At 64.5% G+C, this 13,816-nt stretch carries 13 protein-coding genes; 9 read left to right on the top strand and 4 right to left on the bottom strand.

Going from position 1 to position 13,816, the window contains the following annotated elements:
- Window positions 1-34 precede the first annotated feature (34 nt).
- The 5 genes from L0U82_RS10090 to L0U82_RS10070 all read left to right on the top strand — a co-directional run bounded on the left by L0U82_RS10090 (window position 35) and on the right by L0U82_RS10070 (window position 4,308).
- Window positions 35-877 carry an aspartate/glutamate racemase family protein gene (locus L0U82_RS10090; RefSeq protein ID WP_233830466.1) on the top strand — a complete coding sequence of 281 codons (843 nt, stop codon included), beginning with the start codon at window positions 35-37 and terminating at the stop codon, window positions 875-877.
- Window positions 878-1,205: 328 nt separating this feature from the next.
- The gene (gene puuE, locus L0U82_RS10085) at window positions 1,206-2,168 is read left to right on the top strand and encodes an allantoinase PuuE (protein ID WP_233830463.1); all 963 of its coding nucleotides are present in this window, start codon (window positions 1,206-1,208) and stop codon (window positions 2,166-2,168) included.
- Entirely contained in the window at window positions 2,165-2,686 is a 522-nt protein-coding gene (gene uraD, locus L0U82_RS10080) for a 2-oxo-4-hydroxy-4-carboxy-5-ureidoimidazoline decarboxylase (RefSeq protein ID WP_233830461.1), read from the top strand. Before puuE ends, uraD begins: the two co-directional genes overlap by 4 nt.
- Before the next feature lie 102 nt (window positions 2,687-2,788).
- On the top strand, window positions 2,789-3,799 hold the full coding sequence (gene alc, locus L0U82_RS10075) for an allantoicase (protein WP_233830460.1): 1,011 nt from the start codon (window positions 2,789-2,791) through the stop codon (window positions 3,797-3,799).
- Entirely contained in the window at window positions 3,796-4,308 is a 513-nt protein-coding gene (locus L0U82_RS10070) for an ureidoglycolate lyase (RefSeq protein WP_233830459.1), read from the top strand. The genes alc and L0U82_RS10070 overlap by 4 nt, the downstream gene beginning before the upstream one ends.
- Before the next feature lie 224 nt (window positions 4,309-4,532).
- On the opposite strand, the gene L0U82_RS10065 is transcribed toward L0U82_RS10070, so the two are convergent.
- The 3 genes from L0U82_RS10065 to uraH form a co-directional block, all read right to left on the bottom strand.
- Entirely contained in the window at window positions 4,533-4,796 is a 264-nt protein-coding gene (locus L0U82_RS10065) for a helix-turn-helix domain-containing protein (protein WP_233830458.1), read from the bottom strand.
- A 163-nt stretch (window positions 4,797-4,959) separates the two neighbouring features.
- Window positions 4,960-6,153, bottom strand: coding sequence for a urate hydroxylase PuuD (locus L0U82_RS10060; RefSeq protein ID WP_233830457.1), 1,194 nt, complete (start codon window positions 6,151-6,153; stop codon window positions 4,960-4,962).
- 251 nt (window positions 6,154-6,404) lie between these two features.
- Window positions 6,405-6,758, bottom strand: coding sequence for a hydroxyisourate hydrolase (gene uraH / locus L0U82_RS10055; RefSeq protein WP_233830456.1), 354 nt, complete (start codon window positions 6,756-6,758; stop codon window positions 6,405-6,407).
- 547 nt (window positions 6,759-7,305) lie between these two features.
- Between uraH and L0U82_RS10050 the strand changes: the two genes are divergently transcribed.
- The gene (locus L0U82_RS10050) at window positions 7,306-8,703 is read left to right on the top strand and encodes an 8-oxoguanine deaminase (RefSeq protein ID WP_233830455.1); all 1,398 of its coding nucleotides are present in this window, start codon (window positions 7,306-7,308) and stop codon (window positions 8,701-8,703) included.
- Window positions 8,704-8,810: 107 nt separating this feature from the next.
- Here L0U82_RS10050 and L0U82_RS10045 read toward each other — a convergent pair whose 3' ends face one another.
- Entirely contained in the window at window positions 8,811-9,743 is a 933-nt protein-coding gene (locus L0U82_RS10045; RefSeq protein WP_233830454.1) for a LysR substrate-binding domain-containing protein, read from the bottom strand.
- A 260-nt stretch (window positions 9,744-10,003) separates the two neighbouring features.
- Here L0U82_RS10045 and L0U82_RS10040 point away from each other — a divergent pair, with 260 nt between their 5' ends.
- From L0U82_RS10040 to L0U82_RS10030, 3 genes are all read left to right on the top strand, one after another.
- Entirely contained in the window at window positions 10,004-11,614 is a 1,611-nt protein-coding gene (locus tag L0U82_RS10040; RefSeq protein ID WP_233830452.1) for an ABC transporter ATP-binding protein, read from the top strand.
- A 93-nt stretch (window positions 11,615-11,707) separates the two neighbouring features.
- Entirely contained in the window at window positions 11,708-12,814 is a 1,107-nt protein-coding gene (locus tag L0U82_RS10035) for an ABC transporter permease (protein WP_233833217.1), read from the top strand.
- A 27-nt stretch (window positions 12,815-12,841) separates the two neighbouring features.
- Complete coding sequence (locus tag L0U82_RS10030) at window positions 12,842-13,771, top strand: ABC transporter permease (protein WP_233830450.1); 930 nt, start codon at window positions 12,842-12,844, stop codon at window positions 13,769-13,771.
- Window positions 13,772-13,816: the final 45 nt, after the last annotated feature.

Here is a 13,816-nt window from a genome sequence, read left to right as displayed (position 1 = left end):
GCATCACATTGCAGCACATCGAACTGGAGTCATCATGCGTATCAAACTGATCAATCCCAACACGACCCGACGCATGACCGAGGCGATGGGACGCTGCGCGCGCGAAGTCGCCGCGCCCGGCACCGAGGTGATCGCGGTCAGTCCGACGATGGGGCCGCCGTCGATCGAAGGCTATTACGACGAGGCGTTCGCGACGCCGGGTCTGCTCGCCGAAGTCGCGGCGGGCGAGCGCGAGGGTTGCGACGGCTACGTGATCGCCTGCTTCGGCGATCCCGGCCTCTACGCGGCGCGCGAGGTGGCGAGGGGACCGGTGATTGGCATCGCCGAGGCGGCGATGCATGCGGCGAGCGTGCTCGCACCGGGCTTCACGGTCGTGACCACGCTGGCGCGCACCTGCGGGATGGCCTGGCATCTGGCCGAGCGCTACGGCATGAAGCGCTTCTGTCGCAACGTGCGCGCGACCGACGTCGCGGTGCTCGATCTCGACAAGCCGGGCTCGGCTGCGCGCCGCATCATTCTCGACGAATGCCGGCGCGCGCTCGACGAGGATGGCTCCGACGCGATCGTGCTCGGCTGCGCAGGCATGGCCGAACTATGCGCTGAAATCGAGGACGCGCTCGGCGCGCCGGTGATCGAAGGCGTGACGGCGGCGGTGAAATGGACCGAGGCACTGGTCGCGCTGCGGCTGTCGACGGCCAAGCGCGGCGACTACGCACGGCCGCTCGCGAAGCGCTACGACGGCGCGTTGGCATCGTTCAGCCCGGATGGCGACGAGCCCGCTGGCGGGCGAAACGCTGCGTCGGCCACGCGCGATGCGACGGACCTGTGCACGACTCTCGCGCAGGACGACGCCGGTGCGACGCGGGTAAACGCGTAAATCCACGGCCTCGCACATACATTCTGCGAAACACGCACTATCTGTCCCGCTGTATGGGCGCACGGGGGCCTTTTCGCTACACTGGCTCAACTCGGCGGCGGCTTTGGCGGGTATCGAAAAGCCGCCAACGTAGCCGCTGAAAGCCGGTGTTCGAGCGGTGGAGGGTGCGATTGCCCGCCGCCGCTAACGAAGCGTGCCGAGCGACGGGTGTGCCGATCCATTTGCCCATCCGCACGCTGATCCATGCATCCATCGGCGTACGCATCCACACCACCGCGCGCCCGAGTTTCACGCGTTTTTTGGTCCTGTCACTAGCCTTCGTCAAACCATGCCACTCGACCCGAACTACCCCCGCGATCTGATCGGCTACGGCCGCCACCCGGTGCATGCGAACTGGCCGGGCCGGGCGCGTATCGCGGTGCAATTCGTCCTGAACTACGAGGAGGGCGGCGAGAACTGCGTGCTGCACGGCGACCCCGCGTCCGAGCAGTTCCTGTCGGAGATCGTCGGCGCGGCCGCGTACCCGGCGCGCCATATGAGCATGGAATCGATCTACGAATACGGCTCGCGCGCGGGCGTGTGGCGCATCCTGCGCGAATTCGAAAAGCGCGGTCTGCCGCTGACGGTGTTCGGTGTCGGCATGGCCATCGAACGGCACCCGGAACTCGCGCGCGCATTCGTCGAACTCGGTCATGAGATTGCGTGTCACGGCTATCGCTGGATTCACTATCAGGACATGTCGCCGGAGCAGGAAGCGGAGCATATGCGTCTCGGCATGCAGGCGATCGAGCGCGTGACGGGCGTGCGTCCGCTCGGCTGGTACACCGGCCGTGACAGCCCGAACACGCATCGCCTCGTCGCCGAATACGGCGGCTTCCTGTACGACTCGGATTACTACGGCGACGATCTGCCGTTCTGGATGGACGTCGACGTGACGGGCGGCAAAAAGGTGCCGCAACTGATCGTGCCGTACACGCTCGATACCAACGACATGCGCTTCGCGACGCCGCAGGGCTTCAATACCGCGGATCACTTCTTCACCTATCTGCGCGACGCGTTCGACGTGCTGTACGAAGAGGGCGCCGAAACGCCGAAGATGCTGTCGATCGGCATGCACTGCCGGTTGCTTGGGCGGCCTGGGCGCTTTCGCGCGCTGCAGCGTTTTCTCGATCACATCGAACAGCACGACCGCGTGTGGGTCACGCGGCGCGTCGACATCGCGCGGCACTGGCACGACACTCATCCTTATCAACCCGATTACCAATCCGATAACCGCGAGGCGGCGGCATGAAGGCGATGCAATACACCTTGGACCAACTCAACTGCATCTCGACCGATGCCTTCGTCGCGGCGTTGTCGGGGATCTTCGAGCATTCGCCGTGGGTCGCGGAGCTCGCCGCGCGCGAGCGGCCGTTTGCAAGCGTCGACGAACTGCATCGCAAGATGTCGGCGATCGTCGAAACGGCCGGCGATGACAAACAACTCACGCTGATCAACGCGCACCCGGAGCTGGCCGGCAAGGCAGCGGTGCGCGGCGAGTTGACCGCGGAATCGACGCGCGAACAAAGCGGCGCCGGCCTCGCGCAATGCACGCAGCAAGAGTTCGACAAGCTGCTTGCGCTGAACCACGCGTATCGCGAGAAGTTCGGCTTCCCGTTCATTCTCGCGGTGCGTGGCTACGACCGTCACGGCATCATCGCGAACTTCGAAGCGCGCGTGAACAATAGCCGCGCGGACGAATTGCGCGCGAGCCTCGATCAGATCTATCGCATTGCGCGGTTCCGGCTCGACGACTTGATCGCCGCGTAATGCGTTCGGTGTCACCAGTCGAACGGTGACGCGAACCGTAGCGCGGATCACAACATTTTCCCGGCGTTTTCCCAGCCTCAACCGATATCAAGGATGACCAAGATGGCACTTCCGACTCTCGACCCCAACGCACCGGAATTCACGCGCCGCTACGTGAACCTGGCGGATCCGCGTCTGGGCGCGCAGGCGCTCGAGGCCAGCGACGATTTCTTCGCGCCGAAGGACCGCATGCTGAATCCGGAGCCCGCCGTCTTCATTCCCGGCAAGTACGACGACAACGGCAAATGGATGGACGGCTGGGAAACCCGCCGCAAGCGCACGAGCGGCTACGACTGGTGCGTCGTCAAGCTTGCGCGCCCGGGCGTGATCAAGGGGCTCGACCTCGATACGAGCCACTTCACCGGCAACTTCCCGCCGGCGGCATCGGTGGAAGCGGCACGCGTCGTCGATGGCGCGCCGAATCAGTCGACGCAATGGACCGAGATCGTGCCGTCCACCACGCTGCAGGGCAACAGCCACCTCTACGTCGAAGTGAGCGATGCGAACGCATACACGCATCTGCGCGTGAACATCTATCCGGACGGCGGCATCGCGCGTCTGCGCGTGTATGGGCAGCCGCAAGTCGACTGGGCCGGCGCGAGCCGCACCGAGCAGTTCGATCTCGCCGCGATGGAAAACGGCGCGTACCTGGTCGGCGCGAACAACCAGCACTTCGGCGCCGCGTCCACGTTGCTGATGCCGGGCCGTGGCGTGAACATGGGTGACGGCTGGGAAACGCGCCGCCGTCGCGAGCCGGGCAACGACTGGGCGATCGTCGCGCTCGCGCAGCCGGGCGTGATCCGCAAGATCGAAGTCGATACCGCGCACTTCAAGGGCAACTATCCGGATCGCTGCTCGATCCAGGCCGCGTACGTGAAGGGCGGCACCGACAGCTCGCTCGTCACGCAGGCGATGTTCTGGCCGGTGCTGCTCGGCGAACAGAAGCTGCAGATGGACAAGCAGCATTTCTTCGAAAGCGAGATCGCCGCGCTCGGGCCCGTCACGCACGTGCGTTTCAACATCTATCCGGACGGTGGCGTGTCGCGTCTGCGTCTGTGGGGGACGCTCGAATGAAAACGCTCGCCATCGAACCGCTGACCAAAGCCGCGTTCGCCGCCTTCGGCGATGTGATCGAACTCGAAGGCGCGAAGCAGATTCCGATCAACCTCGGCACGACGATGCGCTTTCACGATCTCGCGAAAGTGGATGTCACCGACGAGAACGGCCGCACGCTGGTGAACCTGTTTCGCGGCCAGCCGCGCACGTTGCCGTTCGAGGTGAAGATGCTCGAGCGGCATCCGCTCGGCAGCCAGGCATTCGTGCCGCTGAACGACAAGCCGTATCTGGTCGTCGTCGCGCCGGCGGGCGAACTCGATGTCTCGAAGATTCGCGCGTTCGTGACGAGTGGCTGGCAGGGCGTCAACTATGCGAAGGGCGTGTGGCACCATCCGCTGATTGCGTTGGGCGAGGTCAGCGACTTTATCGTCGTCGACCGTGGCGGGGACGGGCTCAATCTGAATGAGCAGGATCTGGCCGAGTCACTGTGGCTGACTGAGGATGCGTTGAGTGCGGTGGCGGTTTGAGGGTGGCGCGCGGCGTGATCCGCGGTGTGTGCGGTTGATTGGTTAATGAAAATGAAAAGCCCACGGTTTATGCCGTGGGCTTTTTTTGCTTTCGAGCGCACCGGTATCGTCAGGCTGACGAAATCGGTTGCGCTCGCATCACGGTTGTATTTGAGGACATAGTCTTCGCGCTCGCGAAATAACGTGGCGACGCTTTTGCCGAGTACCTGGACGGTCGAGCTTCATCATGTCGGGTCCGGGTTGCGCTGTTCAGCAAGAATGTCTTCGAGCGTGCGCCCGTGCCCGTGCGCGACGAACTTCAGATCGTAGCCGGCTGCTTCCAGCAGGCGCACCAGCACGGATACGCTCATATCGTTTCTGGCGAGTGTTTCCATCCGCGCGACCGTGGTGCGGGCGACGCCCGCGCGGCGCGCCAGTTCGTCCTGCGATAGCTTGCTGTCGTGGCGGACCGTTTTGAGCATGTCCGCGACATCCGCGAGAGTGGTCATTCGTAGCCCCAAGGCATCATTTTCGACGTTTCGATCGTGCATTGTAGCCTCGGGGCGACAAAGCGCTAACCCGATCGGCGAACTTCGTTGCATCGCCTCGTCGAAAAAAAGCGGGCCTGCCGCTTTCGCGACAGGCCCGCTTTCCATCACTGCCAGAATTACCTCACTTCGCCGCGCCGCCCTCAAACCACGCGGCAATCTTCATCCGCTCCTCATCGGTCATATGCGTGACGTTGCCGAGCGGCATCGCCTTCAGCGTGACCGCCTGCTGATAGATCCGCTGCGCGTTCTGCGAGATTTCGTCGGGCGTATCCATCAGCACGCCGGCCGGCGCGCTGCCCATCATCGTCGGATGCGCGGAGTGGCAGGCGACGCAGCGCTGTTGCAGCACCGGCGCGATATCGGCGACCTTCAGCGTCGGTGCATTGGCGGCCTGCGCCTGCGGCACCACCGGTCGCGGCATGGTCCACACGAGCGCGGTGCACATCAGCGCGACGCCGACGAGCGGCAGATACCACAGCACCTGGCCGCGATGGCGCATCACGAAGAACTGACGAATCAGCGCGCCGGCCAGCATGATCACCACCAGCACCGCCCAGTTGTACGGATGCGTATAGGTCATCGCGTAGTGGTTCGACAGCATCGCGAACACGACGGGCAGCGTGAAATAGGTGTTGTGCACCGAGCGTTGCTTGCCGCGCTTGCCGTAGATCGGATTCGGCGTGTCGCCCTTGAGCATCGCGTCGACCATCTTGCGCTGACCCGGAATGATCACGAAGAACACGTTGGCCGACATGATCGTCGCGAGCATCGCGCCCATGATCAGATACGCGGCGCGGCCGGCGAAGATATGGCACGCGAGCCATGCGGCGATCAGCACGTAGGCGCCGACGCAGATGCCGAGCACCTTGTCGCGGTTGCCGAGAATCCGGCACAGCGAGTCGTAGACGATCCAGCCGGCGGCGAGAAAGCCGATCGCCGAGGCGACCGCGACCACCGGTCCCATGTCGAGCACGTTTTTGTCGATCAGGTAAGTGCTCGGCGAGAACAGATACAGCACGGTGAAGAGACCGAAGCCAGACAGCCACGTCGTGTACGACGGCCACTTCGACCAGTGCAGGTCTTCCGGCATTTCGGGCGGCGCGACCGTGTACTTCTGCATGTTGTAGAAGCCGCCGCCATGCACGTGCCACAGCTCGCCGAACACGCCGCGGCGGCGCTGGTTCGGATCGGTCGGCGGTTTCAGGCTGTTGTCGAGCGCGACGAAATAGAACGATTCGCCGATCCATGCAATCGCGGCGATGACGTGGAACCAGCGGATCGCCAGGTTCAGCCAGTCGGTAATAAAGCCTTCCATGAAACTCCTCCACTTCTGATTCGTTATGCGCGCGCCGACGTCCGGTATGCACGCCAGCCGGGTAAGCACTCGCTGGCGGGATATCGCGTCGTTCGTCGCGCCGTTTCCGGGTCACAGACGCCGTGCGCCCGGTTTGCCGTATATGGTTTTTATCGATTAGCGGATGGGGTTCGCGCGCTTCTCACGCGGATGCTGAATAACAGATACCGCCGCGCCCGATGCCCCTTGCCTGACGGGGCGCCTAACTGCCCTTAGCTGCCCCGATAAGTGCTGTACGACCACGGCGACACCAGTAGCGGCACGTGATAGTGCGCGCCGGCATCGGCCACGCCGAAGCGCAGCACCACGCGATCGACGAAACGCGGCTCGGGCACCCTGGTGCCGAGCGACGCGAAGTAGTCGCCCGCGCCGAACACGAGTTCGTATTCGCCGGCGACCAGCGCGTCGCCTTCGAGCAGCGCTTCGTCGCAACGGCCATCGTTATTGGTGAAGGTGGTTTTGAGCGCGCGGCGCGTGTCGCCCGCGAGCGCGAAGAGTTCGACCTTGATGCCGGCGCCGGGACGGCCGTTCGCGGTGTCGAGCACGTGGGTAGTGAGCTTGCCCATTCGCAATTGTCCTTGTGTGAATGCGAGGTGTCGGCGGCGTCCCGATCCATGATGTTTGCGGCGGATCGAGGCTCCACGTCAGTGGCTACATACCCGTCGGCGAACTGAAGCGAGCGCCGTGGTAGTCATTGTAGAAAGGATGACCCATCCGGCGCGCGAGCGATAGGAAAGATAAGCATTGGCGCATGATGGAACACTGCCGGAGCGCCGCAGCGCATCGCGCCGCGCGCCCGGGGCTGTGCTCGGGCTCGCCGGCTCATCGTACCGGCGTCAAAAAAGCACCACTATATCGACGGCCTGAACCCGGGTATCGCAATGGCGTGAGTTGTCAGCCGGATTTTGGCCATGGAAGGTGACGGCTGTGCGGCGCGGCTCGCGAATCTGGCGTGATATCAGCGATTCGGGCACGGCGCACACCCCGAAGACGGCGCAACCACGCTGGGTAACCGGGCCCATCGCGTTCGACGGAACGCGACGGCACGGGTGGCGTGCCGCCGCATCGCGTTCGAACGGCTTTGCATGCAGGCAACTCTGGCGGAGAAGACGAATGACGATGAACGAAGCAGCGAAGACGGCAAACCAGCCCGGCAGGACGATGCTGGTCAGGCACGCGGACGTGCTGGTCACGATGGACGGCGAGCGGCGCGAGATACGCGACGGCGCCTTATATATCGAGGACAACCGCATCGTCGCGGTTGGCACGACCGCACAGTTGCCAGCCAGCGCCGATGAAGTGCTCGACCTGCGCGGCCATCTGGTGATACCGGGCCTCGTCAACACGCATCACCATATGTATCAGAGCCTCACGCGCGCGATTCCCGCCGCGCAGAACGCCGAGCTGTTCGGCTGGCTCACGAGTCTTTACAAGGTGTGGGCGAACCTCACGCCGGACATGATCGAAGTATCGACGCTGACGGCAATGGCCGAGCTGCTGCTGTCCGGTTGCACGACGTCGAGCGATCATCTGTATATCTATCCGAACGGCAGCCGGCTCGACGACAGCATCGCGGCGGCGCGCCGTATCGGCATGCGCTTTCACGCGGCGCGTGGCAGCATGAGCGTCGGCCGCAAGGATGGCGGCCTGCCGCCCGATTCGGTGGTCGAGCGCGAGGCGGACATCCTGACGGACACGCAGCGTTTGATCGAGACGTATCACGACGACGGACGTTACGCGATGCTGCGCGTGGTCGTCGCACCGTGTTCGCCGTTTTCGGTGAGCCGCGATCTGATGCGCGAATCGGCGCTGATGGCGCGCGAATTCGGCGTATCGATGCATACGCATCTGGCGGAGAACCTGAACGACGTCGCCTACAGCCGCGAGAAATTCGGCATGACGCCCGCGCAGTATGCGCAGGATCTCGGCTGGGTCGGCCGCGACGTCTGGCATGCGCACTGCGTGCAACTCGATGACGCCGGCATCGAACTGTTCGCGCGCACCGGCACGGGTGTCGCGCATTGTCCGTGCTCGAACATGCGGCTCGCGTCGGGCATCGCGCGGGTCAAACGGATGCGGCTCGCGGGTGTGCCGGTGGGCCTCGGCGTCGATGGTTCGGCGTCGAACGACGGCGCGCAGATGATCGCCGAGGTGCGCCAGGCGCTGCTATTGCAGCGCGTCGGTTTCGGTCCCGATGCGATGAGCGCGCGCGACGCGCTCGAAATCGCGACGTTGGGCGGCGCGCGCGTGCTCAACCGCGACGACATCGGCGCGCTCGCGCCCGGCATGGCCGCGGACTTCGTCGCGTTCGATCTGAATCAGCCGATGTTTGCGGGCGCGCTGCACGATCCGGTGGCGGCGCTGGTGTTCTGCGCGCCGTCGCAGGTGAGCCATAGCGTGATCGACGGCAAGGTGGTCGTGCGGGATGGGCAGTTGACGACGCTCGAACTCGGGCCGGTGATCGAGCGGCATAACCGGCTCGCGCGGGTGCTGTACGAGGCGGCGGTGTAGGAGGGAAAGCGGCGGAAAAAACGTCAGAAAAATCCACGCGGCGCGGTAGGCATTCACACGACAGACAACACAACATCGCGCGAACGCCGCCCGCGCCGCAAGCGGCATCAAGGTTTATCGATCAACGTTTTAGTCGCCTCGGCGACCAGTCCGCGCAGCCAGCGCACTTCGTCGGAGTAATGCACGCGCTCGTGCCATAGCTGGTAGTACTGCATCGGCGGAAAATCGAGCGGCGCGGGCACCACGGTGAGCGGCAGGAACTTCGCGTAGTAATCGGCAAAGAGGCGCGTCGTCGTGAAGATCAGGTCGGACTTGATCAGCACGTACGGCGCCAGATTGAAGTACGGCAACGTGACGACCACATGGCGCTTCAACCGCTCGCGCGCGAGATGAACATCGATCGCACCACGCTGGCCGACCGAGTACGGCGTCGGCGCGAGATGCGGCGCGTTCAGGTACTGGTCGAGCGTCAGCCCGCCGCGTTTGGCGAACGGATGCGTGTTGCTCATCAGGCAGACGATCTGGTCGACGAACAGATTCGACAGATGCAGCTGCTCGGGCGGCTCCGGCCAGTTGCCGACGACGATGTCGAGCTTGCCGTCCTCGAGCGCGAGTTCGTAGTCGAACGCCGGGCCAAGCGAATGAAATTCGAGCGTCGCGTTCGGCGCGGCCTGACGAAAGCGTTCGACCACCGTCGGCACGAACAGTACGTTCAGATAGTCGGGACAGCCGATCCGGTAACAGCGGATCGACGTGGCCGGATCGAAGTTGTGCTGCTGGAACCTGATGCGCTCGATTTCGCGCAGTGCGTTCTGCACCGGTTCGAGCAGGCGCATGCCGTACTCGGTCGGCACCATGCCGGACTTGCCGCGCACCAGCAGCGGGTCGCCGGTGATGTCGCGCAGACGGCGCAGGGCCGCGCTGATCGCGGGTTGGGACTGGTTCAGTTTGACGGCGGCGCGGGTGACGCTGCGCTCCATCAACAGGGTATGCAACACGCGCAGCAGGTACGTGTCGATCGCCTCGCGTTGCTGGCTCATGGACTCTCCGAAATATATGTGCTGGCTGATCGAGTGGGCGTGGGGGTATATGCGTTTTAATATGGCCGAAAAACGGCGTCAAGGGTGGCATACCCGCAACGCTTGATGCGGCGCGGGTTTGCGGGAATTTTGTCGGCTCGACTGGGTGGGGCGAATTGGGTATTGTCATCCGGTTGTGGTGACGGATCGTTCGCCGACATGGTGGATGAACATGCGGCAACCAGGCGGCAACTGGCGTCACGAATGCACTACGGAATGACATGAGCGACTCTGCACATAACGATGGCGCGCCAACTACCGGTGGCGTAGTACCCCGGCTTGCGCTCGCGGGTATCAGCAAACAATACCCGGCCGTGCGCGCGAACGATGACGTCACGCTGATCGTCGCGCCCGGCGAAATTCACGCGGTACTCGGCGAGAACGGCGCGGGCAAGAGCACGTTGATGAAGGTCATCTACGGCGCGGTGCGACCTGATGCCGGCGAGATCCGTTGGGAGGGCGAGGCGGTCGAGATCGCCAGTCCGGCGGCCGCGCGCAAGCTCGGCATCGGTATGGTGTTCCAGCACTTCTCGCTGTTCGAGACGTTGACGGTTGGCGAAAACATCGCGCTCGCGCTCGACGAACCGTTCGATCTGAAGGCGCTGGCCAAACGTATCCGCGAAGTATCGGCCGACTACGGCCTCGACATCGATCCGCAGCGCCACGTGCATAGCCTGACCGTCGGCGAGCGGCAGCGCGTCGAAATCGTGCGCTGCCTGCTGCAGAATCCGCGTCTGTTGATCATGGACGAACCGACCTCGGTGCTGACCCCGCAGGCGGTTCGAAAGCTCTTCACGACACTGCGCCGGCTCGCGGCCGAAGGCTGCAGCATTCTGTACATCAGCCACAAGCTCGACGAAATTCAGGAGTTGTGCGACACCGCGACCGTGATGCGCGGCGGCCGCGTAACCGGGCACGTGAAACCGAAGAGCGAGACGCATGCGTCGCTCGCGCAGTTGATGGTCGGTCATTCGCTGCCCGACTACATGCGCCGCGAGCATAAGCCGGGTGCGGTGCTGCTCGACGTGAAGCAGTTGTCGGTGACGAGCGACGATCCGTTCGGTACGTCGTTGCGCGACGTGTCGTTCAGCGTGCATGCGGGCGAGATCTTCGGCATCGCCGGCGTGTCGGGCAATGGCCAGGCGGAGTTGCTGGCCGCGCTGTCGGGTGAAAAACGAGGTGAAAAGCGCGGCGAAAAACGCCATCTGCGCGCCGACGCGATCACGATTTGCGGTAAGCCGGCCGCGCGGCTCAGTGCCGGCGGCCGACGCGCGCTCGGCTTCGGCTTCGTGCCGGAGGAACGTCTTGGCCGCGGCGCGGTGCCGGCGATGAGCCTCGCGGACAACGCGCTGCTGACCGCGCACCGGCACGGCATGGTCAGCTCGGGTTGGATCAAGGCGGGCGCGATGCGCGCGTTCGCAAAGCGCTGTATCGATGCGTTCGACGTGCGCTGCGGCGGCCCCGAAGCGCTCGCGCAAAGTCTGTCGGGCGGCAATCTACAGAAGTACATCATGGGCCGCGAGATTCTGCAGACACCGAAGGTACTGGTCGTCGCGCAGCCGACGTGGGGCGTCGACGTCGGCGCGGCGGCGTTCATCCGTCAGCAGCTACTCGATCTGTCCGCGCGCGGCGTCGCGATTCTGGTGATCTCCGAGGAGCTCGAAGAACTGTTCGATATCTGCGATCGCCTCGCGGTGCTCGCGGGCGGGCGGCTGTCGCCAGTGCGGGCGACCGGCGCGACCAATGCGGAGGAAATCGGCCGCTGGATGGCCGGCCTCTTCGGCGACCGCGAGGGCGCGGCGCCCGCGGCGGATCAGCCGGCGCATGCGTGATGCGCATCGCGATGCCCGCTATAAGCCGGCTCGCCATGCGCGTGCATGCTCCGGAACCCTGAACAACACGATACGAACCATCCGAAGCCACTGATGATGCCTGCCTATCGACTCGAAGCTCGCACCGCGCCATCGCGCGCGATGCAACTCGCGGTGCCGTTGATCGCCGCGCTGCTCACACTCGCGATCGGCTTTCTGATCTTCGGCCTCGTCGGCCGCGATCCGTTGCAGGCGATGCATGCGTTCTTTATCGAGCCGCTGTCGAGCATCAACGGCTGGTCGGAGCTGCTGCTGAAAGCGTCGCCGCTGTGCCTGATCGGCCTCGGTCTCGCGATCGGTTATCGCGCGAACGTATGGAACATCGGCGCGGAAGGGCAGATGCTGCTCGGCGGCATCGCGGCAAGCGGCGTCGCGATCTACTTCGATCAGGCGAGCGGCTGGTGGATCCTGCCGACGATGATGGCGGCCGGCATCGCGGGCGGCATGGCGTGGGCCGCGATTCCCGCATTGCTGAAGAGCCGTTTCAACACCAACGAAATTCTCGTGAGCCTGATGCTGACCTACGTCGCGACGCAGTTGCTGATCTATCTGGTGAGCGGCCCGTGGCGCGATCCGCAGGGGATGAATTTCCCGCTATCGGAGATGTTCAGCGGCGATGCGCTTTATCCGACGCTATACGGCGACTGGCACTGGAAGTGGCTGCGCGGCACGCGCCTGAACGCATCGATCTTCGTCACGCTGATCGCGATTCCGCTCGTGTGGCTGTTCATGCGCAAGAGTTTCGCGGGCTTCCGCATGAATGTGGGCGGACTCGCGCCGCTCGCCGCGCGCTACGCGGGCTTTTCGGACAAGAAAACGATCTGGACTTCGCTCTTGATCAGCGGCGGCCTCGCGGGCCTCGCCGGCATGGGCGAGATCGCCGGTCCGATCGGCCAGTTGCAGGCGACGTGGTCGCCGGGTTATGGCTTCACCGCGATCATCGTTGTGTTCGTCGGCCGGTTGCATCCGCTGGGCATCGTGCTCGCGAGTCTGTTGATGGCCTTGCTGTATCTCGGCGGCGAAGCGGTGCAAACGTCGATGCAATTACCGCAGGCGCTCTCTGGCGTGTTTCAGGGGCTGCTGCTGTTCTGCCTGCTCGGCGCCGACCTGTTCGTCAACTATCGCGTGCGGCGCCGCTCGACGGCCGCCACGGTTCATTAAGCCCGCTCATCCGCTCAACGGCTACCCATGGATATCCAGCAAGCCAGCGCGCTCACGTCGAGCGCCATCACCGCGTCGATCCCGCTGATGTTCGCGGGCGCGGGCGAACTCGTCGCCGAAAAGTCGGGCGTGCTCAATCTCGGCGTCGAAGGGATGATGCTGATGGGCGCCGTGAGCGGCTACGCGGTCACCGCGATCACCGGCAGCCCGTGGCTCGGCGTGCTTGCCGCGATCGGCGCCGGGCTCGCGATGTCGCTGCTGTTCGCGTTCCTCACGCTGACGATGCTCGCCAACCAGGTTGCGACCGGGCTGTCGTTGACGATCTTCGGCATCGGGCTGTCGGCGTATGTCGGCAAGCCGTACACGTCGGCCGCGGTGGGCGCGACGATCGACACGTGGACCATTCCGGGGTTGTCGAAGATTCCGGTGCTTGGCCCCGCGCTGTTTACGCTGACGCCGCTCGACTACCTGGCGTTCCTGATGTTCGCCGCGATCGGCTGGTTCCTGTATCGCACGCGCGCGGGGCTGGTGCTGCGTTCGGTCGGCGAATCGCCGCAGGTCGCGCATTCGGTCGGCTTTCCGGTGATCGGCGTGCGCTATGGCGCGGTCGCGTTCGGTGGCGGCATGGCGGGGCTCGCGGGTGGCTACTATTCGATCGTCAATCTGCACCTGTGGCAGGAGAACCTGACTTCGGGCCGCGGCTGGATCGCGCTCGCGCTCGTCGTGTTCGCGACGTGGCGCCCCGGGCGTCTGCTGATCGGCTCGCTGCTGTTCGGCGCCGTGACCGGGCTGCAGTTTTACGCGCAGGCGATCGGCGTGCCGGTGCCGACGCAGTTCCTCGCGATGCTGCCGTATGTCGCGACGATCGTCGTGCTCGCGCTGATCTCGCGCAATCCGAACACGATCCGGTTGAATGCGCCCGCATCGCTCGGCAAGCCGTTTTTCTCCGCGGGCTGATAAAGCAGCCCGATTGCGGCGCGTTATTTATTCGCTTATCACGAT

Source organism: Paraburkholderia sp. ZP32-5 (assembly GCF_021390495.1).
In the GTDB taxonomy this organism is placed as follows: domain Bacteria; phylum Pseudomonadota; class Gammaproteobacteria; order Burkholderiales; family Burkholderiaceae; genus Paraburkholderia.
The sequence above is the reverse complement of the archived record's forward strand: the minus strand, read 5'-3'. Positions and strand labels throughout refer to the sequence as shown.